This window comes from Streptomyces sp. E-08 (genome assembly GCF_049913095.1).
Classification (GTDB): domain Bacteria; phylum Actinomycetota; class Actinomycetes; order Streptomycetales; family Streptomycetaceae; genus Streptomyces.
This window is the reverse complement of record NZ_CP183971.1, coordinates 6824564-6844903: the sequence shown is the minus strand read 5'-3', so window position 1 is coordinate 6844903 and position 20340 is coordinate 6824564. Positions and strand designations below refer to the sequence as shown.

The window sequence follows — 20340 nt, the reverse complement described above, 5'->3', positions numbered from 1 at the left end:
CCGACGCCGCAGGCCCTGGAGGGTGTCTCGTCGAGACACCCTCCCGCCCGGCGTCCTCCGACGAGGAACTCCGTCATGACCGTGATCTCCCCTGCCCACCCGCCCGCGCCCACGTACGCGGCGGTGCTGCGGGCTCCGTACGCCCGCCGCACCTTCGGCGCGGGCCTGCTGGGACGGCTGTCCAACGGCACCGCCCCGCTCTCCCTCATCCTCTCCGTCAAGGACGGCACCGGTTCGTACGCCGTGGCCGGCACGGTCATGGCCGTGTTCGGACTGACCGGTGTCCTGCTCTCCCCCGCGCGGGCGGCCCTGGTCGACCGCTTCGGGCCGCGCCGCGCCCTGGTGCCCCTGGCCGCCGCGTACGCGCTGCTGCTCGTCGCGCTCGCGGTGGCGACGGCCCGGCCCGGCACCCCCGCGGCCTCCCTGATGGTCCTGGCCGCCGCCGCGGGGGCGCTGCCGCCGCCGCTCGGCCCGGTGACGCGCGCGATGCTGAGCGCGACGCTGACCGACCGGGACCTGCTGCGGCGCGCGTACAGCCTGGACACGGTGGCGGAGGAACTCCTCTTCGTCACGGGTCCGTTGCTGGTGGGGCTGCTCACGCGGTTCGCGTCGGCGCCGGCCGGCCTCGCCGTGAGCGCCGGGCTCGTGCTGACCGGCACCCTCGCCCTCGTCGCCTCGCCGGCGGTCCGGCGCGGCGCCGGGGAGCGCGGGTCCGGTGCTCCGGGGCGGACGCCGGGCGTCCCCGATGTCCCCGGTCCCGGGCTGCTCAGGGCGGTGGCCGTGGCGGCGGCGGTCGGCATGTGCCTGGGCGCCGTCGAGCTGCTGGTGATCGCGTTCGCCGACGGGCACCACAGCCCCGGTGCGGTGCCGTGGGCGATGGCGGCCCTGTCCGCGGGCAGCGCGATCGGCGGGCTGGTGTACGGCGCCGTGCCGTGGCGGGTCCCCACCGGTGTACGCCTGTCGGTGCTGGCCCTCGGCCTCGGTGCGGTGCTGGCGTCGGCGGGACTCTCCCCGCATCCGTACGCGATGGTCGGCTGGGTGGCGCTCGGCGGTCTCTTCCTGGCGCCGGCGATCACCAGCGCCTACCTCCTGGCCGACGAGTCCGTCGGGGAGGGGCGGCGCACCCGGGCCGGTGCCTGGGTCAGCACCGGGTTCAACGCGGGCACGACGGTGGCGACGGCCGGCGCGGGCCTCCTGGTGGGGCGGCTGCCGATGCCGCTGTGCTTCGCGCTGGCGGCGCTCCCGGCGGTTCTCACGGCGGTCGTGACCCTGCTGCCGGCCGGGGCGCGCTCGCGCCCCGGATCAGCCGGCCGGGTCGAGGCGGGTCAGTGACCGCCGGGCCGCTTCCCCGAGCCGGGGGTGCGGGAGCGCGGCCTCCAGGGCGGGGCGGGCCCGCGGGTCGCCGAGGGTGCCCAGGCCCTCGACGCAGGCGAGGCCGACCCGCCAGTGGGGGTCGTCGGCCCGGAGGCGCCGTTCCAGGACGGTGATCAGGGCCGGCGCGGATTCCGGCGCCCGGAGCTCGGCGAGCAGCCGCACGGGCAGCAGGGCGTAGGCGACGCGGAGTTCGTTGGTGGCGAGGGCGGCGGCCGCGCGCGCGGTGCGCGGGTCGCCGAGCCGGGCCAGGGCGTGGGCCGCGGTGACGCAGCGCTCCGGGTCGCGGTGGTTGAGGAGGAGGACGAGGGCCTCGAAGGCGCGCGGGTCGCCGGCGACGCCGAGGCCGTAGGCGGCGATCTCGCGGGCCCAGAGGGGCTGTCCGGGAGCGGTGAGGAGGCGGTGCAGTTCCTCGGGATCCTCCGTCGCGGCGAGTTCGTCGAATGCCGCCGGGACTTCTCCGGTGTCATTCCCGATCTCTTCCCGCAATCGATCGATCATCGAGCAGAATTCCGGGTCCTCGGACATTTCCATGAATCCGACCCTATCCGCGATCCAGATCACACTTTCCCAACTTCCCGGGACTGGCGCGCTCGTTACCGGCCGGTTAGTCTCAGGTGAGCGGGCACCACCCGCACTTCTCACAACGGCCTGGTGACGCAGCCGTTGTGTTCGCTAGTCGGTTCGGCAGTTTCGACGTGGCTCCGGGACAGAGTCCGTCGCCCCTTTCTCCAGGGCACCGCCCTGCTTTCCGGGCATCGCCCTCGCACTTTCCCGCGCCTTTCGTGCGCGCACTGCCCTCAGTCGTCACTCTTCCTCTGGAGTCCCCTGATGGACACCCCTCTCTCCACCATCGCCGTCGTCGGTCTCGGCACCATGGGCGCGGGCATCGCCGACGTCCTCGTCCGGGCCGGCCGCGAGGTCATCGGCATCGACATCAGCGACGCCGCCGCCGCCCAGGCCGTCGCCGCCCTGGAGGCCTCCACCGCCCGGGCCGTGGCCCGCGAGCGGATCACCGAGGAGGAGCGGCAGGACGTCCTGGCCCGCTTCCGTACCTTCTCCGACCTCCAGGCGGCCGCCGAGGCCGACCTCGTGATCGAGGTCGTCCCCGAGTCGTACGAGGCGAAGCAGGAGGTCTTCCGGACCCTCGACGGCATCGTGCGGCCCGACGCGATCCTGGCCACCGGCACCAACGCCCTCTCCGTGACCCGGCTCGCCGCCGACTCGGCGCACCCCGAGCGGGTTCTCGGTCTGCACTTCTTCGCCCCGGTCCAGGCCATGAAGCTGGTCGAGGTGGTCTCGTCCGTCCTGACCGACCCGCGGGCCGTCGACGCCGTCACCCGGCTCGCCCAGGACCTCGGCAAGGAGCCGGTGGCGGTCGGCGACCGGGCCGGCTTCATCGCGGACGGCCTGCTCTTCGGTTACCTGAACCAGGCCGCCGCCATGTACGAGGCCAAGTACGCCTCCCGCGAGGACATCGACGCGGCGATGAAGCTGGGCTGTGGCCTGCCGATGGGCCCGCTGGCGCTGCTCGACCTGATCGGCGTCGACACGGCCCGTACGGTCCTTGAGGCCATGTACGCGGCCTCGCACGACCGGCTGCACGCGCCCGCCCCGATCCTCAAGCAGCTCAGCGAGGCCGGTCTGACGGGCCGCAAGGCCGGCCGCGGCTTCTACACGTACGAGGCGCCGGGCTCCGGTGAGGTCGTGCGCGACGCCCTGACCCCGCTGACCTCCGCCGGGAGCGGCACCGGCCGCGAGGTCGCCTCGGTCGGCGTCGCCGGCTCGGGCACCATGGCCTCCGGCATCGCCGAGGTCTTCGCCAAGGCCGGGTACACGGTCGTGCTGGCCGCCCGCTCCCAGGAGAAGGCCGACACCGCCAAGGCCCGGATCGCCAAGTCGCTGGCCCGCTCGGTCGACAAGGGCCGGATGACGGCCGAGGCCCGCGACACGACGCTGAGCCTGATCACCCCGGCCGGCTCGCTCGACGCCTTCGCCGAGGTCGACCTGGCCGTCGAGGCGGTCGCCGAGGACCTGGCGGTCAAGCAGGAGCTGTTCGCGCGGCTCGACAAGATCTGCAAGCCGGGCGCGGTGCTCGCCACCACGACCTCCTCGCTGCCGGTCATCGCCTGCGCCCGGGCCACCACGCGCCCGCAGGACGTCATCGGGATGCACTTCTTCAACCCGGCGCCGGCGATGAAGCTGGTCGAGATCGTCCGTACGGTCCTGACCGGCGACGACGTCCACGCGACCGTCCGCGAGGTCACCGCGAAGATCAGGAAGCACCCGGTGGACTGCGGCGACCGCGCCGGCTTCATCGTGAACGCGCTGCTCTTCCCGTACCTGAACAACGCGATCAAGATGGTCCAGGAGCACTACGCCACCCTGGACGACATCGACGCGGCCATGAAGCTGGGCGGCGGCTACCCGATGGGCCCGTTCGAGCTGCTCGACGTGGTCGGCCTGGACGTCTCGCTCGCGATCGAGCAGGTGCTGCACCGCGAGTTCCGGGACCCGGGCCTCGCCCCGGCCCCGCTCCTGGAGCACCTGGTGGCGGCCGGCTGCCTGGGCCGCAAGACGGGTCGCGGCTTCCGCGAATATGCCCGACGCTGAGCCCCGCACCGCCGGCTGGGGCGGTCTTCTCAGTTCCCCGGGCACCGTCGGTGTCCCGGGGGCCTCCCCGCCCCCACCTGGGCACACTCCCACTCCGATGCAGTACGTTCGGACCATGCCCAAGGCCGCGAAGACACCCCGTGCCACGTCCCCGTCCGACGCTCCGGAGAGCACGGCCGGCACTCGTGCCGCCGCGCAGCGGCTCAAGATGCGCCGGGAGCTCGCTGCCGCGGCGATGGAGCTCTTCGCGACCAAGGGGTACGAGGCGACGACCGTCGACGAGATCGCGGCCACGGCCGGGGTCGCGCGGCGGACGTTCTTCCGGCACTTCCGGTCCAAGGAAGAGGCGATCTTCCCCGACCACGACGACACCCTCGTACGGGCGGAGGCGGTGCTGAACGCGGCACCGCCGCACGAGCACCCGCTCGACACGGTGTGCCGCGGCATCAAGGAAGTCATGAAGATGTACGCGGGGTCCCCCGCGGTCTCCGTGGAGCGCTACCGGCTCACCCGCGAGGTGCCGACCCTGCGCGAGCGGGAGATCGCCTCGGTGGCCCGCTACGAGCGGCTCTTCACCCGCTATCTCCTCGGGCACTTCGACGAGCGGGACCACCACGACGGCAACGACGACCCGCTGCTCGCCGAGGTGGCGGCGTCGGCGGTCGTCACCGCCCACAACCACGTGCTGCGCCGCTGGCTGCGGGCGGGCGGCCAGGGCGACGTGGAGGCCCAGCTCGACCACGCCTTCGCGATCGTCCGGGAGACCTTCGGCACGGGCATAGGCGGCCGGCCCGCCCCCGCCTCCGCGCAGACCGGTCAGGCCGGCCAGGGGGCGCAGACCGCGGCGGACACCTCCGCCGAGGCGCCCGTGGCGCGGGTCTCCACCACCGGTGACGTGGTGGTCGCCGTGGCTCGCACGGACGCTCCGCTCGACGAGGTCATGCGCACGATCCAGCAGGCGCTCAAGGAGGCCTGAGCACCGCCGGCACCGCTTCGCGAAGGAGGGCCGCCCCCGGATTCCGGGGGCGGCCCTCCTTCGCGTTCCCGCAGCTCACGGGCCGTTTCGATCGATCATCGCTCATCCGTGACGGGCAGATTGCATCTGAGTGAAATTGTTGGCACGCAGTGCCTTGTCAGGTGACACGGCGTGCCATACGTTGATGTTGTCCGGGCGGTCGGCGCGCAGAGAACACACCTCGTGCGCCGGCTGTCCCCACCGACCGACGGCCGGTGTGCCCGGACGCCTGCGTCACAGGCACCCTCGCGCTCCACCACACAGCGCCGCCACCGCACCACCCAGCCGAACCGACGGCACACCTCCACAGCAGCACGTTCCGCCGTAACCCTCAGGCGTCCCTCCCTCAGGACGCTCACCGCCGGAGGCAACCCGTGAAGGAAATCCTGGACGCGATCCAGTCCCCGGACTCCACGTCCGCCGACTTCGCGAACATCAAGCTGCCCGAGTCGTACCGGGCCGTCACCGTCCACAAGGACGAGGCGGAGATGTTCGCCGGTGTCGCCAGCCGCGACAAGGACCCGCGCAAGTCGCTCCACCTCGACGACGTCGCGCTCCCCGAGCTCGGCCCGGGCGAGGCGCTCGTGGCCGTCATGGCGAGCTCCGTCAACTACAACTCGGTCTGGACCTCGATCTTCGAGCCCGTCTCGACCTTCGGCTTCCTGGAGCGCTACGGCCGGCTCTCCGAGCTCACCAAGCGCCACGACCTGCCGTACCACGTCATCGGCTCCGACCTCGCGGGCGTCGTCCTGCGCACCGGCCCGGGCGTCAACGCCTGGCAGCCCGGCGACGAGGTCGTCGCCCACTGCCTCTCGGTCGAGCTGGAGTCCTCGGACGGCCACAACGACACGATGCTCGACCCCGAGCAGCGCATCTGGGGCTTCGAGACCAACTTCGGCGGCCTCGCCGAGGTCGCCCTCGTCAAGTCCAACCAGCTCATGCCGAAGCCCGGCCACCTGAGCTGGGAGGAGGCGGCGGCCCCCGGCCTCGTCAACTCCACCGCCTACCGCCAGCTGGTCTCCAACAACGGCGCCGGCATGAAGCAGGGCGACAACGTCCTCATCTGGGGCGCGAGCGGCGGACTCGGCTCGTACGCCACGCAGTTCGCGCTGGCCGGTGGCGCCAACCCGATCTGTGTCGTCTCCTCCCCCGAGAAGGCCGACATCTGCCGGTCCATGGGCGCCGAGGCGGTCATCGACCGCAACGCCGAGGGCTACAAGTTCTGGAAGGACGAGAACACCCAGGACCCGCGCGAGTGGAAGCGCTTCGGCTCCAAGATCCGCGAGCTGACCGGCGGCGAGGACATCGACATCGTCTTCGAGCACCCGGGCCGCGAGACCTTCGGCGCCTCCGTGTACGTCACCCGCAAGGGCGGCACCATCACCACCTGCGCCTCCACCTCGGGCTACATGCACCAGTACGACAACCGCTACCTGTGGATGTCGCTGAAGCGGATCATCGGCTCGCACTTCGCCAACTACCGCGAGGCGTGGGAGGCCAACCGCCTGATCGCCAAGGGCAAGATCCACCCCACCCTGTCGAAGGTCTACTCCCTGGAGGAGACCGGCCAGGCCGCGTACGACGTCCACCGCAACCTGCACCAGGGCAAGGTCGGCGTCCTCGCGCTCGCGCCGCAGGAGGGCCTGGGCGTCAGCAACCCCGAGCTCCGCGCCCAGCACATCGACGCCATCAACCGCTTCCGGAACATCTGAGGTCCCGAAGATGACTGAGCGCCAGAAGGACCGGCCGTGGCTCATGCGGACGTATGCCGGTCACTCGACCGCCGAGGCGTCCAACGAGCTGTACCGGCGCAACCTCGCCAAGGGTCAGACCGGCCTCTCGGTCGCGTTCGACCTGCCGACGCAGACCGGGTACGACCCCGACCACATCCTCGCCCGCGGCGAGGTCGGCCGGGTCGGTGTCCCCGTCTCGCACCTCGGTGACATGCGCCGGCTGTTCCAGGACATCCCCCTGGAGCAGATGAACACCTCGATGACCATCAACGCCACCGCCATGTGGCTTCTGGCGCTCTATCAGGTGGCCGCCGAGGAGCAGGGCGCGGACATCACCAAGCTCCAGGGCACCACCCAGAACGACATCGTGAAGGAGTACCTGTCGCGCGGGACGCACGTCTTCCCGCCCGGCCCCTCGCTCCGCCTCACGACGGACATGATCGCGTACACGGTCAACCACATCCCGAAGTGGAACCCGATCAACATCTGCAGCTACCACCTGCAGGAGGCCGGGGCCACGCCGGTCCAGGAGATCTCGTACGCGATGGCCACCGCGATCGCGGTCCTCGACTCGGTCCGGGACTCCGGCCAGGTCCCCGAGGAGCGCTTCGGCGAGGTCGTCGCCCGCATCTCCTTCTTCGTGAACGCGGGCGTCCGCTTCGTCGAGGAGATGTGCAAGATGCGCGCCTTCGGCCGCATCTGGGACAAGATCACGCTGGAGCGGTACGGCATCGAGAACCCCAAGCAGCGCCGCTTCCGCTACGGCGTCCAGGTCAACTCGCTCGGCCTGACCGAGGCGCAGCCGGAGAACAACGTCCAGCGGATCGTCCTGGAGATGCTGGCCGTCACCCTCTCCAAGGACGCCCGCGCGCGTGCCGTGCAGCTCCCGGCCTGGAACGAGGCCCTCGGCCTCCCCCGGCCCTGGGACCAGCAGTGGTCGCTCCGCATCCAGCAGGTGCTCGCCCACGAGTCCGACCTGCTGGAGTACGAGGACATCTTCGCCGGCTCGCACGTGATCGAGGCCAAGGTGCAGGCCCTCGTCGAGGAGTGCCTGGCCGAGATCGACCGGATCCAGGAGATGGGCGGCGCGATGGCCGCCGTCGAGTCCGGCTACCTCAAGTCGCAGCTGGTCTCCTCGCACGCCGAGCGGCGCGCCCGGATCGAGGCCGGCGACGACAAGATCGTCGGCGTCAACATCTTCCAGTCGACCGAGGAGAACCCCCTCACCGCCGACCTGGACACCGCCATCATGACGGTGGACCCGGCGGTCGAGGCCCGGGTCGTCGGCTCGATGAAGACCTGGCGCGACAACCGCTACCAGCCGCCCTTCAACCACCCGCGGCCCTGCAAGGCCCTGGAGCGCCTGAAGGAGGCCGCCAAGGGCACGGACAACCTCATGGAGGCCACCCTGGAGTGCGCCCGCGCCGGGGTCACCACCGGCGAGTGGGCCGGGGCCCTGCGCGAGGTGTTCGGCGAGTTCCGCGCCCCGACGGGCGTCTCCTCCGCCCCGGTCGCCGTGACGGCCGAGGCGGGCACCCCGCTCGCGCTCGTCCGGGAGAAGGTGGCCCGCACCGCCGAGGAGCTGAACGTCGGACGGCTGCGCCTCCTGGTCGGCAAGCCGGGCCTGGACGGGCACTCCAACGGTGCCGAGCAGATCGCCGTACGCGCGCGTGACGCCGGTTTCGAGGTGGTCTACCAGGGCATCCGGCTGACCCCCGAGCAGATCGTCGACGCCGCCCTGGCGGAGGACGTGCACTGCGTGGGCCTGTCGATCCTCTCCGGCTCGCACTCCGCGCTGGTCCCCGACGTCCTCGACCGCCTCCGCGAGGCCGGCGCCCTGGACATCCCGGTCATCGTCGGCGGCATCATCCCCAACGCCGACGCCGCGGAACTGAAGCGTGCGGGTGTCGCCGCCGTCTTCACACCGAAGGACTTCGGCATCACGGAGATCATCGGCCGTATCGTCGACGAGATCCGCACAGCTCACAAGCTCAGCCCCCTTGAAAGTACGGAGGTCCTCGCATGACCAGCCCTGTGAACCGGCTCCGCCCCCGCCGCTCCTGCCTCGCGGTCCCCGGCTCCAACCCGCGCTTCCTGGAGAAGGCCCAGGGCCTCGCGGCCGACCAGGTCTTCCTGGACCTGGAGGACGCGTGCGCCCCGCTGGCCAAGCCCGAGGCCCGGCACACCATCGTGAAGTTCCTGAACGAGGGCGACTGGACCGGCAAGACCCGCGTGGTCCGCGTCAACGACTGGACGACCCACTGGACCTACCGTGACGTCGTCACGGTCGTCGAGGGCGCCGGCCAGAACCTCGACTGCATCATGCTGCCGAAGGTCCAGGACGCCCAGCAGATCGTCGCCCTCGACCTGCTGCTCACGCAGATCGAGAAGACCATGGGCTTCGAGGTCGGCAAGATCGGCATCGAGGCGCAGATCGAGAACGCCCAGGGCCTGACCAACGTCAACGCGATCGCGCAGGCCTCCCAGCGCGTCGAGACGATCATCTTCGGCCCGGCCGACTTCATGGCCTCCATCAACATGAAGTCCCTCGTCGTGGGCGAGCAGCCGCCCGGCTACCCGGCGGACGCGTACCACCACATCCTGATGAGCATCCTGATGGCGGCCCGCGCCAACAACCTCCAGGCGATCGACGGCCCCTACCTGCAGATCCGCAACCAGGAGGGCTACAAGGCGGTCGCGCGGCGCGCCGCGGCCCTGGGCTTCGACGGCAAGTGGGTGCTGCACCCGGACCAGGTCGCCGCCGCGAACGAGATCTTCTCGCCCTCGCAGGAGGACTACGACCACGCCGAGCTGATCCTCGACGCGTACGACTACTACACGTCCGAGGCCGGCGGGAAGAAGGGCTCCGCGATGCTCGGCGACGAGATGATCGACGAGGCCTCCCGCAAGATGGCCCTGGTCATCTCCGGCAAGGGCCGCGCCGCCGGCATGCAGCGCACCAGCAAGTTCGAGATCCCGGAGGCCTGAGAGCGATGCAGTTCGGCCGCACCTATGAAGAGTTCGAAGTCGGTGCCGTCTACAAGCACTGGCCCGGAAAGACGGTCACCGAGTACGACGACCACCTTTTCTGTCTGCTGACGATGAACCACCATCCGCTGCACATGGATGTGAATTACGCCGAGAACACGACGGACTTCGGCAAGAACGTCGTCGTCGGCAACTACATCTACTCGCTGCTGCTCGGCATGTCCGTGCCCGACGTCTCCGGCAAGGCCATCGCCAATCTGGAGATCGAGTCGCTGCGGCACGTGGCGCCGACCTTCCACGGCGACACGATCTACGGCGAGACCACGGTGCTCGACAAGACCCCGTCGAAGTCGAAGAACGACCGCGGCATCGTCTACGTCGAGACCAAGGGCTACAAGCAGGACGGCACCCTCGTGTGCGTCTTCCGCCGCAAGGTGATGGTCCCCACCGAGACGTACATCAAGGAGCGCGGCGGCGAGCAGCCCGGCCGCCCCGAGCTCAAGGAACAGGGGAAGTAGTCATGGCGCGACTCGCCCAGACCCACGGTCTGACCGATGTCCAGCAGGAGATCCTCGCCACCGTCCGGGACTTCGTCGACAAGGAGATCATCCCGGTCGCGACGGAGCTGGAGCACCGCGACGAGTACCCGCAGCAGATCGTCGACGGGCTCAAGGAGCTCGGCGTCTTCGGCCTGATGATCCCCGAGGAGTACGGGGGCCTGGGCGAGTCGCTGCTGACCTACGCGCTGTGCGTGGAGGAGATCGCCCGCGGCTGGATGTCGGTCTCCGGCATCATCAACACGCACTTCATCGTGGCGTACATGCTCAAGCAGCACGGCACCCAGGAGCAGAAGGAGTACTTCCTTCCGCGGATGGCGGCCGGCGAGACGCGCGGCGCCTTCTCGATGTCGGAGCCGGGCCTCGGCTCGGACGTGTCCGCGATCACGTCGAAGGCGGTCAAGGACGGCGACGAGTACGTCCTCAACGGCCAGAAGATGTGGCTGACGAACGGCGGCACGTCCACGCTGGTGGCCGTTCTCGTCCGAAGTGACGAAGGACACCCGGAGGGCACGGCCCCCCACAAGTCGATGACGACCTTCCTCGTCGAGAAGGAGCCCGGCTTCGGAGAGGTCCGCCCCGGCCTCACGATCCCCGGGAAGATCGACAAGATGGGTTACAAGGGCGTCGACACGACCGAACTCATCATGGACGGACTGCGCATTCCGGCCAATCGCGTCCTCGGCGGGGTCACCGGCCGAGGGTTTTACCAAATGATGGACGGCGTCGAGGTCGGCCGCGTCAACGTGGCGGCCCGTGGCTGTGGCGTCGCGCAGCGTGCTTTCGAACTGGGTGTCTCTTATGCCCAGCAACGTCACACTTTCGGCAAGGCGATCGCCCAGCACCAGGCGATTCAGTTCAAGCTGGCCGAGATGGCTACCAAGGTCGAGGCCGCGCATGCCATGATGGTGAACGCAGCACGCAAAAAGGACTCCGGGGAACGAAACGACCTCGAAGCAGGGATGGCGAAGTACCTCGCCTCCGAGTACTGCAAGGAGGTCGTCGAGGATGCCTTCCGCATCCACGGTGGATACGGGTTCTCGAAGGAGTACGAGATCGAGCGCCTCTACAGGGAGGCCCCGATGCTGCTCATCGGTGAAGGTACCGCCGAGATCCAGAAAATGATCATTGGTCGGCGACTGCTCGAGGAGTACCGATTCCAGGGCTGATTGTCGGGTTTGGGTCGATTGGGCCGCGAAGAAGATCACACCCTGTGTTCGTCTTCCGGCCGTCGACTCTGTTCCTGGCTTGCCCAGTTGCGGCCCGCAACCGATAGCATCGCCGGAAAGCCGCCGTCCCCCTGTTGCCAGTGCGGCATCATCCGCTACGAAGGTCATCCATGCCCCACAGCCAAACCTCTGCACACCGCGACAGCCCCAAGGGCGTACGCATCGCACGCGGAGCATCGCCGTGGCTTCTGCCGACCGTCGCCACCGCGGCGCTCAGCCTCGTGCGCGCCCGGAAGTCGAAGCGCGCCGCGGCCATCGCCGTGCCGACCACCGCGCTCGCGGCCGGCATGCTGTGGTTCTTCCGCGACCCCGAGCGCGAGATCGCTCAGGGCCGGGTCATCTCCCCCGCCGACGGTGTGGTGCAGAGCATCATGCCGTGGAAGGACGGACGCACCCGGGTCGCCATCTTCATGAGCCCGCTGAACGTCCACGTCAACCGCGCGCCGCTGGCCGGCACGGTGACGTCGGTGGAGCACATCCCCGGCGGGTTCGTTCCGGCGTTCAACAAGGAGAGCGAGAACAACGAGCGCGTTGTCTGGCACTTCGACACCGAGCTCGGCGACATCGAGATGGTCCAGATCGCGGGCGCCGTCGCCCGGCGGATCGTCCCGTACATCCCGCAGGGGACGAAGGTCGAGCAGGGTGACCGTATCGGTCTGATCCGCTTCGGCTCGCGCGTCGACATCTACCTCCCCGAGGGTGTCGAGGTCGCGGTCGAGGTCGGCCAGGCCACCACAGCGGGGGTGACTCGCATTGACCGTGATTGATCCCGACACACGGGCCGCCGACTGGGTCGCCGACGGCGAGTCGGAGACGGCGGAGGACGCCGAGGAGATGCCGCTGTCGTTGAGGCTGTCCATAGCGGACGCCCTCACTCTCGGTAACGCCACGTGCGGCTTCATGGCGGTGTACTTCACCACCACCGGCATCCTCATCCCGCACCTGACGGGCAGCAGCGAGACCGGCATGGCGCGCAACAGCGCCGCCACCGCCGTGATCCTGATGCTGGCCGCGGCGATCTTCGACCTCTTCGACGGCATCGTGGCGCGCAAGCTCCGCAGCTCGCCGATGGGCGCCGAGCTCGACAACCTGTCGGACCTGATCAGCTTCGGTCTCGCCCCGGCCTACTTCGTACTCGTGTACGGCATGGTCGCGGACGACGCGCAGCAGAAGGTCTCGGCGGTGGCCGCGATCGTGGTCCTGCTGGCCGTGGTGCTGAGGCTCGCGAGATTCTCGTGCGTGACCATGAAGGACGGCATGTTCCAGGGCATGCCGAGCCCGTTCGGCGCGCTGACGGTCGTCTCGATCGTGCTCTTGGAGCTGCCCTTCATCCCGACGCTGCTCGCGATCATCGGAGTGGCGTGGCTGATGGTCAGCCGGGTCGAGTACCCGAAGCCGAGGGGCGTCCTCGCGGTGGCGATGCTCAGCTGGATCGTCGGCGCGATGGCCATGCTGGCGGCCTGGGCGTTCGACGCCCCGGGCGGGGCGTTCCTGCTCCAGACCGGCTGCGCGCTCCAGGTCGTGCTGGGCGCCGTGATCCCCCTCTTCGCGACGGCCCGCCGGGTGAACACCTTCCGCGGCAACCGGCGTGAGAGCCGGGAGGCGCGGGCGGCACAGCTGCCGTAGCGGAAGACGTACGAAAGGGCCCCGGGAGGCGACGAGCCTCCCGGGGCCCTTTCGCGTGCCCGGGGCAGGACACCTAGGGCAGGCGCTTGTAGTAGAGCGTGGTGGCACGCAGGGTGCCGGACGGGTCGGCGGCGAAGTCCGGGATCGTCCCGGCGGGGGTCCAGCCCGCCCCCCGGTAGAGGCGCTCGGCCGGGCTGTCGGTCTGGGTGTCCAGGACGAGCAGGCGGAGGCCGGTGGCGGCGGCGTGGGCCTCGGCCGTGGCGAGCAGCCGGCGCCCGAGACCCCGGCCGCGGGCGGAGCGGTGGACGAGAAGCCGGGCGATCTCGCCGCGGTGCCGGCCGTTGGCCGCGCCGACGCGGACGAGGGTGACGACTCCGGTGAGGCGCCCGTCGGGCCCGTGGGCGGCCCAGACGTCCCGTACGCCCCTCGCCGCCTCCTCGGCGACCCCGGTCCACCAGGAGGCCGCCTCGGCCGGGTCCAGGGGCCCCGGGAAGCCGACGGAGGCCCCGCCGTCCACGGCGTCCACGAGGAGCTCGGCGAGTCCGGCCGGGGCGTGGGCGCGTACGGCCTCCGGCGAGAGCCGCTCGACCATGTCGAGCGGGCGCTCCAGGCAGAGCAGGTCCGGGCGGTCGTCCCAGGAGGCGACGGTCTCGAAGCCGAGGCTCCGGTAGAGGGCGAGCGGCTCCTCCCGCCAGTTCCAGACGGTGAGGCGTACGGCGGAGGCACCGGATGCCGCGGCCCGGCGCAGCGCCTCGGCCATGAGGGCCTTCGCGAGCCCCTTCCGGCGTGCCCCGGGCTCCACCCAGAGCCGCTTGATCTCGGGCGCGCGGCCCTCGCGGGGGGCCTTGAGGACGACACAGCCGGCCGGCTCGTCCGCGCCGGGCGCAGTGGCGAGCAGGACGGCGTCGGCGGCGAACGCGGCGGCCGGGTCCTCGGCCTCGGCCCGGTATACGGCCGGGAGCTCGCCGACGGACGCCACGACCGTGCCCTTCTCGGCCTGGTTGCCCAGGTGGTAGGCGCCGAGCAGGGCGGGGAGGCGGGGGTGGGAGCGGTTCTCCTCGATGTGTGGGGCAGTCATCATGGGGAGAGCCTCACACCGCGGTGTTTCCGGCAGGTGACGATCTCCCCACCGCCGCCGTTGGCTGCGCCCCACCCCGTCGTGGGCTGCGCCCCGCCCCCCGTTGTGGGCAGGCGTTCCGCAAGGGGCGATGGGGGTCCCCCCTGCTCGAGCGAAGCCGAGAGCTTGGGGGAGGGTGGGCACAACGGAACGGCGCCCTTGCCGGCGCCAGAGGCTTACGCGCCCGGACCCGCACCCCGTGCACCGTCACTGAGGTGCGGGTCCAGGCCCAGGGAGCGGAGGCGCCGCAAAGGGCGCCGTCCCGTGTGCCCACCCGTCCCGCCCCAGCGGGACGATTGCCCACACGGCGGTGGGCGACGGCCCCACACGGCAGCTGGCGCGGGCCGCACACGGGGCGCGTCGGGGCGCCGTCCCACCGGACGCGGGCGCACGCGGGCGCGGGCGCGCCGCGCAACCCCCGCGCGGGCCCGCGTGGGGGCGGGTTACGACAGGAAGTCGCGGGCCAGGTTCGATGCCGCTTCTTCGAGCAGCGGGCCCGCGTTCGCCATGGACTTCGCAGGGTCCGGCTCCAGGTCCGCGAGGGCGTACGCGCGGCGGATGCCCGCCGTGCCCAGGGCCTCGGGCGGCAGGGCGAGGCGGCCGCAGACCGCGACGACCTCCTTGCCGGCGGCGCGGGCGGCGGCGGCGACGCCGGCCGGGGCCTTGCCGTGGAGGGTCTGTTCGTCGAGCGAGCCCTCGCCGGTGATGACGAGCGTGGCCCGCTCCAGGGCGGGCGCGAAGCCGAGGACCTCCAGCATCAGCTCGATGCCGGGCCGGAAGCTCGCTCCGAGGATGAGCGCGCCGTATCCGATGCCGCCCGCACCGCCCGCGCCGGGCGCGACGGCGGCCTCGGCGGCCCGGGGGCCGACGGCCTTCTCCAGGACGGTGGCGAAGTGGGCGAGGGCCGCGTCGAGGGTGCGGACGTCGTCCGGGGTGGCGCCCTTCTGGGGGCCGTAGACCGCGGGGGCGCCCTTGGGGCCGGTCAGCGGGTTGTCGACGTCGCTCGCGAGGATGAGGTCGACGGAGGCGAAGCGCGGGTCGAGGCCGCTGAGGTCGGCCGTGGCGAGGTCCGCGAGGGGCGCGCCGCCGGGGCCCACGGGCTCACCGGCCGCGTCGAGGAAGCGGGCGCCGAGCGCGGCGAGCATGCCGGAGCCGCCGTCGGTGGTGGCGCTGCCGCCGACACCGAAGACGAGCGTGGTCGCACCGGCGTCGAGGGCGGCGCGGAGCAGCTCGCCGGAGCCGTACGTCGTCGCCGTCAGCGGGGCGAACACACCGGGCGGGAGGAGCTGGAGGCCCGAGGCCTCCGCCATCTCGACGACCGCGGTGGTGCCGCGCAGCGCGTACGCCGCGGTGACCGGCTCGCCGAGCGGGCCCGTCACCAGGACCTCGCGCCGCTCGAAACCGGCCGCGACGGCCGCCGCGACGGTGCCGTCGCCGCCGTCCGCCACGGGGAGGGTCTCCACCGTGAGCTCGGGGACGACCCGTCGCAGTCCTGCTGTGACCCGCTCCGCGACCTGCACGGCCGTGAGCGAGCCCTTGAACTTGTCGGCCGCCACGAGCACGTGAGCGACCTGAGTTGCTGCTCCGTCCGTCACCTTGCATCCCTTGCTTTCGAACGTGCAGTCGCGCCGAGGGGGAGCCTATCCGTACCGCCAGACGGCGTGCCACCCCCTGATGAGGCGATATTCCGCACCATAGTGGGGTCGCATGAGCGCGGAAGAGATCATTCCTGATGGCGGGCCCGGCAGCGGGCACGACGGCAGGCCCGACGGCACGGTCATCGGGATCGGCATCGCGGCGGTCGTCGCCGTCGTCGGCTGGGCGGCGCTGGGCGAGGACTCCTTCGACAGCGCGTCCTCCTCCGCCCTGAAGTGGGTGCTGGCGAACTTCGCCTGGCTGTTCGTGGTCGCCGCGGACACCTTCCTGGTGCTGTGCCTGGTGATCGCGCTGAGCCGCTTCGGCCGGATCAGGCTGGGTGCGGACGACTCGGAGCCGGAGTTCACGAACGTCGCGTGGATCGCGATGATGTTCAGCGCGGGGATGGGCATCGGCCTGATGTTCTACGGGGTCGGGGAGCCGCTGACGCACTTCCTGTTCCCTCCCCCGGCCAGCGGGGTCGCGCCGGGGACGGGCGCGGCGGCCCGGACGGCCCTGGAGTACTCGTTCTTCCACTGGACGCTGACCCCGTGGGCGATCTACGGCATCGCGGGCCTCGCGCTCGCGTACGCCGGCTTCCGCAAGGGCCGGGGGAACCGGCTCAGCTCGGCCTTCGTGCCCTTGATGGGGGCGCGCCGGGCGGCCTCCTGGCCGGGCAGGGCGATCGACCTGCTCGCCGTGTTCGCGACGGTGTTCGGCACGGCGACGAGTCTGGGCCTGGGCGCCCTCCAGGTCGCCGAGGGGCTGAACCTGACGATGGACGTGGAGAACACCACGGCCACGCAGCTGATCATCATCGTGGCGCTCTCGGCGGCCTTCGTCCTCTCGGCCTTCTCCGGGCTCCACAAGGGCGTGAAGTGGCTGTCCACGCTGAACATCGTCCTCGCGGCCTGCCTGATGCTGTTCGTGTTCCTGCTCGGCCCGACCGTGTACATCCTGGACACGATCCCGGCGTCCGTCGGCGGCTATCTGGACCAGCTGCTGCCGATGGCGAGCCGGACCGGCGCGTTCACCGACCGTGAGTGGGCGGGGGCGTGGACGATCTTCTACTGGGCGTGGTGGCTGTCCTGGGCGCCGTTCGTCGGCACGTTCATCGCCCGGATCTCGCGCGGACGGACCATCCGGGAGTTCCTGGTGGGGGTGCTGCTGGTGCCGTCGGGGGCGACGGTGCTGTGGTTCTGCGTGATGGGCGGGACCGCGATCCGGCTGCAGTCGACCGGCGCGGCGGACCTGGCGACGGCGCTGAAGGACGGCGCCGAGGCCTCGCTGTTCACGATGCTGGACGCGCTGCCGATCGGGACGGTCACGTCGGTGATCGCGATGCTGCTCGTGATGACGTACTTCATCACGAGCGCGGACTCGGCCTCGCTGGTGATGGGTTCGCTGACGAGCCGTGGCTCGCTCCACCCGCCGACGTGGCTCGTGGTGACCTGGGGCGTCCTGATGGCCGCCGTGGCGGCGGTGCTGCTCGTGGCGGGCGGCCTGTCCTCGCTGCAGACGGCGACGATCCTGGTGGCGCTCCCGTTCGTGGTCGTGATGCTGGTGCTGTGCTTCGCGCTCCTGAAGGAGCTGCGGGAGGACCCGGGGGCGGGCCCGGCCCGGCACCACGCCCTGCACGGGCTGCGGGACGCGGTGCGGACGCTGGTCGGTGAGGCGATGACGGAGCGGGGCGGAGACCTTGACGACCGGCTGCGGCGGGCGCCAGTGGCAGGTGCCGACGGAGAGCCTCCCGAGGGAGGGCGCTGAGTCCCGGCGCGCGCTCCCACGCCCGGTTCGGTACACCGGAGGTATGGCCTTCGCGCACGGAGAACTCCGGGACCGGATCCTGGGCGGCTGGACGGGCCGGATCGCCGGGAACATGCTCGGCAAGCCCGTGGAGCGCGGCGACCACTGGACCCGGGAGCGCATCGACGCGTACCTGCGGCTCACCGGGGCCCTCCCGCTGACGGACTACCTCCCTCCCCCGCCGCCCGGGGCGGAGGGCTTCGAGCTGCGGCCCGAGTGGGAGCGGTGCGTGCGGGGCGGGATCGACGGAAGCTGCCGGGACGACGACGTCGACTGGTCGGTCCTGGGCCTGCACCTCCTGGAGACGTACGGCTCCGCGTTCACCACCGAGCAGGTCGGCGAGGAGTGGCTGCTGCGGCTGCCGTACCTGCAGACGTTCACGGCGGAGCGGGTCGCCTACCGGAACCTCGCCGACGGGCTGCGGCCGCCGCTGACGGCCACGTACGACAATCCGTACCAGGAGTGGATCGGAGCGCTGATCCGCGCCGACGTCTACGGCTGGACCTGCCCGGCCGACCCGCGCCGGGCGGCCTCGCTCGCCCGCCGGGACGCGGTCCTCTCGCACACCGGGAACGGCGTGTACGGGTCGATGTGGGCGGCGGCGCTGATCGCGGCGGCCTTCACCGCGCCGGACGTGCGCTCGGCCCTGGAGACGAGTCTGGAGCGGGTGCCGGCGGGCAGCCGGCTCGCCCGGACCGTACGGGGCACGATCGCGCTGTACGAGTCGGGGCTCGGCTGGGCGGAGACCCTCGACGAGCTCGCGGAGCGGACGGCGGGCCTCGGCTGGATCCACGCCGTCCCGAACGCGGGCGTGCTGACGGCCGGACTCCTTCACGGGGAGGGCGACTTCACTCGCACGATCGCCCTGACCGTCCGCGGCGGCCTGGACACCGACTCCAACGGGGCGACGGCGGGCTCGGTCGCCGGGGTCCGCTGCGGCGCGGCCGCGATCCCTCCGCAGTGGTCGGAGCCGCTGCGGGACCGGGTGCGCAGTGCCGTCTTCGGCTTCGACGGCGTACGGATCAGCGAACTGGCGGAACGGACGCTGGCGTTGGCCGAGCGGGCGGGGTGACGGACGGCTCCGGGTCCACGGGGCGGTCGCCGGTCAGCCCTGCGGGGGCTCCGGCGGGACGATCTCGCCGGTGCGCTGCGGTTCGTCGCGGCTGACGGCCCGCGCCTCGGTGCGGTGGCCGCGGGCGATGTAGTCGCGGACCACTGCCTCGACGGCGTCCTGCGGGTTGCCGATGCCGGCGAGAACCATGACTTCCACGACGAGTTCGGCGTCAAGACCGATGTTCACCTTGGCCATGGCGGGAACCTAGCACCGGGAAACCCGCTCGCGGGAGCGGTTCCGCGGTGCCTAGGGTCTCCGCATGACGATGGTCGCGATCTTCACCGGTGCCGGCATCTCCACGGACTCGGGCATCCCCGACTACCGGGGCCCGAACGGCGTGTGGCGGCAGGACCCCGAGGCCGAGCGGCTCGTCACGTACGGGCCGTACATGGCCGACCCCGAGATCCGCCGCCTCTCGTGGCGGATGCGGCTCGACGGTCCGGTGCTGGGCGCCGAGCCGAACGGGGCGCACCGTGCGATCGCCGCGTACGAGCGGACGAGCGGCAACGCGCTGCGGGTGATCACGCAGAACGTGGACGGGCTGCACCAGGCCTCGGGGGTGTCCGCCCGGAAGGTCCTCGAACTCCACGGCTCGGCGCGGTCGGTGGTGTGCACGGCCTGTCACGCGCGGTCGTCGATGGAGGAGGCGCTCGACCGGGTGCGGGCCGGTGAGGACGACCCCGCGTGCCGGGCGTGCGGCGGGATCCTGAAGGCCGCGACGGTGATGTTCGGGCAGCGGCTCGATCCGGTGGTGCTCGGCACCGCCCTGTCGATCGCCAAGGCGACCGAGGTGTTCGTCGTGGTCGGCAGCAGCCTCCAGGTGAATCCGGCGGCCTCCCTCGCGGGGATCGCGGCCGAGCACGGCGCCCGCCTGATCATCGTGAACGCCGAACCCACCCCGTACGATCCCGTCGCCGACGAGGTCGTGCGCGAGCCGATCGGGACGGCGCTGCCCGCGCTGCTCGACCGGCTCCGCTAGGGGGCGTCTCGTCGATCACGCCGCGAGCCCGGCCTGATCGACAGGGCCCCCTAGAACAGGGCGTCCGGTTCCGCCGTACCCGATTCGAAGGCGAGGAGCCGCTGCTTGCGGTCCAGGCCGCCGCCGTAGCCGGTGAGGCCGCCGCTCGCCCCGATCACCCGGTGGCAGGGGACGATGATGCCGACGGGGTTCTTGCCGTTGGCGAGGCCGACGGCCCGGGACGCGCCGGGGCTGCCGAGCTCCTCGGCGAGTTCACCGTACGTCCGGGTCTCCCCGTACGGGATGCGGAGCAGCTGCTCCCAGACCCGCAGCTGGAACGGCGTACCGATCAGGTTCAACGGCAGTTCGAACGCGGTGAGTTCGCCGGCGAAGTAGGCGTCGAGCTGGCGGATCACCTCGCCGAAGGGGCGCGGGTCGGGTTCGCCGAAGGTCTCCTCGGGCGGGCGGTGGCGCTGTCCGGTCATGTGGAGGCGGCTGAGGACCCCGTCGACGGCCACGAGGGTCAGGGGGTCGTACGGGCTGTCCACGACGGTGTGCTGGATGGCGGGCATGGAGCG

The 20340-nt window shown here is 71.5% G+C and carries 18 protein-coding genes; 13 read left to right on the top strand and 5 right to left on the bottom strand.

Annotation, left to right across the window (positions count from 1 at the left end):
- The first annotated feature begins 75 nt into the window (after positions 1–75).
- Positions 76–1332: an MFS transporter gene (locus tag ACN9MM_RS31460; RefSeq protein WP_426367101.1), complete on the top strand. Its 1257-nt coding sequence runs from the start codon at positions 76–78 to the stop codon at positions 1330–1332.
- Here the strand turns inward: ACN9MM_RS31460 and ACN9MM_RS31455 are convergent.
- Complete coding sequence (locus ACN9MM_RS31455; RefSeq protein ID WP_426367100.1) at positions 1303–1905, bottom strand: HEAT repeat domain-containing protein; 603 nt, start codon at positions 1903–1905, stop codon at positions 1303–1305. The genes ACN9MM_RS31460 and ACN9MM_RS31455 overlap by 30 nt on opposite strands.
- Before the next feature lie 297 nt (positions 1906–2202).
- On the opposite strand from ACN9MM_RS31455, the gene ACN9MM_RS31450 reads away from it, so the two are divergent.
- The 9 genes from ACN9MM_RS31450 (at position 2203) to pssA (ending at position 13132) form a co-directional block, all read left to right on the top strand.
- Positions 2203–3984, top strand: coding sequence for a 3-hydroxyacyl-CoA dehydrogenase family protein (locus ACN9MM_RS31450; protein WP_426367099.1), 1782 nt, complete (start codon positions 2203–2205; stop codon positions 3982–3984).
- A gap of 115 nt (positions 3985–4099) precedes the next feature.
- Entirely contained in the window at positions 4100–4960 is an 861-nt protein-coding gene (locus tag ACN9MM_RS31445) for a TetR family transcriptional regulator (protein WP_426367098.1), read from the top strand.
- 413 nt (positions 4961–5373) lie between these two features.
- Positions 5374–6711: a crotonyl-CoA carboxylase/reductase gene (gene ccrA, locus ACN9MM_RS31440; protein ID WP_382867817.1), complete on the top strand. Its 1338-nt coding sequence runs from the start codon at positions 5374–5376 to the stop codon at positions 6709–6711.
- 10 nt (positions 6712–6721) lie between these two features.
- Positions 6722–8758: a protein meaA gene (locus ACN9MM_RS31435; protein WP_426367097.1), complete on the top strand. Its 2037-nt coding sequence runs from the start codon at positions 6722–6724 to the stop codon at positions 8756–8758.
- A complete protein-coding gene (locus ACN9MM_RS31430; protein WP_030686470.1) occupies positions 8755–9720 on the top strand; it encodes an HpcH/HpaI aldolase/citrate lyase family protein in 966 nt (321 codons plus the stop codon). The genes ACN9MM_RS31435 and ACN9MM_RS31430 overlap by 4 nt, the downstream gene beginning before the upstream one ends.
- A 5-nt stretch (positions 9721–9725) precedes the next feature.
- The gene (locus tag ACN9MM_RS31425) at positions 9726–10238 is read left to right on the top strand and encodes a MaoC family dehydratase (RefSeq protein ID WP_015656728.1); all 513 of its coding nucleotides are present in this window, start codon (positions 9726–9728) and stop codon (positions 10236–10238) included.
- Between the two features lie 2 nt (positions 10239–10240).
- A complete protein-coding gene (locus ACN9MM_RS31420; protein ID WP_017236794.1) occupies positions 10241–11446 on the top strand; it encodes an acyl-CoA dehydrogenase family protein in 1206 nt (401 codons plus the stop codon).
- A 170-nt stretch (positions 11447–11616) separates the two neighbouring features.
- Positions 11617–12273, top strand: a complete 657-nt coding sequence (locus tag ACN9MM_RS31415) for a phosphatidylserine decarboxylase (RefSeq protein ID WP_116158044.1) — start codon at positions 11617–11619, stop codon at positions 12271–12273.
- Positions 12266–13132 carry a CDP-diacylglycerol--serine O-phosphatidyltransferase gene (gene pssA / locus ACN9MM_RS31410; RefSeq protein WP_426368869.1) on the top strand — a complete coding sequence of 289 codons (867 nt, stop codon included), beginning with the start codon at positions 12266–12268 and terminating at the stop codon, positions 13130–13132. The genes ACN9MM_RS31415 and pssA overlap by 8 nt, the downstream gene beginning before the upstream one ends.
- 73 nt (positions 13133–13205) lie before the next feature.
- On the opposite strand, the gene ACN9MM_RS31405 is transcribed toward pssA, so the two are convergent.
- Both ACN9MM_RS31405 and ACN9MM_RS31400 read right to left on the bottom strand, forming a co-directional pair.
- Positions 13206–14213 (bottom strand): GNAT family N-acetyltransferase, encoded by a 1008-nt coding sequence (locus ACN9MM_RS31405; protein WP_426367096.1) that lies wholly within the window; start codon positions 14211–14213, stop codon positions 13206–13208.
- Between the two features lie 479 nt (positions 14214–14692).
- Positions 14693–15844, bottom strand: a complete 1152-nt coding sequence (locus tag ACN9MM_RS31400; protein ID WP_426367095.1) for a glycerate kinase — start codon at positions 15842–15844, stop codon at positions 14693–14695.
- Positions 15845–15956: 112 nt separating this feature from the next.
- On the opposite strand from ACN9MM_RS31400, the gene ACN9MM_RS31395 reads away from it, so the two are divergent.
- A complete protein-coding gene (locus ACN9MM_RS31395) occupies positions 15957–17651 on the top strand; it encodes a BCCT family transporter (protein ID WP_426367094.1) in 1695 nt (564 codons plus the stop codon).
- Positions 17652–17694: 43 nt separating this feature from the next.
- Entirely contained in the window at positions 17695–18762 is a 1068-nt protein-coding gene (locus ACN9MM_RS31390) for an ADP-ribosylglycohydrolase family protein (protein ID WP_426367093.1), read from the top strand.
- 33 nt (positions 18763–18795) lie between these two features.
- Here the strand turns inward: ACN9MM_RS31390 and ACN9MM_RS31385 are convergent, their stop codons facing one another.
- Positions 18796–18999, bottom strand: coding sequence for a type II toxin-antitoxin system VapB family antitoxin (locus tag ACN9MM_RS31385; RefSeq protein ID WP_093873280.1), 204 nt, complete (start codon positions 18997–18999; stop codon positions 18796–18798).
- Between the two features lie 64 nt (positions 19000–19063).
- Here ACN9MM_RS31385 and ACN9MM_RS31380 point away from each other — a divergent pair, with 64 nt between their 5' ends.
- Positions 19064–19783 (top strand): SIR2 family NAD-dependent protein deacylase, encoded by a 720-nt coding sequence (locus ACN9MM_RS31380; RefSeq protein ID WP_426367092.1) that lies wholly within the window; start codon positions 19064–19066, stop codon positions 19781–19783.
- Between the two features lie 50 nt (positions 19784–19833).
- On the opposite strand, the gene ACN9MM_RS31375 is transcribed toward ACN9MM_RS31380, so the two are convergent.
- Positions 19834–20334, bottom strand: coding sequence for a methylated-DNA--[protein]-cysteine S-methyltransferase (locus ACN9MM_RS31375; RefSeq protein ID WP_426367091.1), 501 nt, complete (start codon positions 20332–20334; stop codon positions 19834–19836).
- Between the last annotated feature and the right edge of the window lie 6 nt (positions 20335–20340).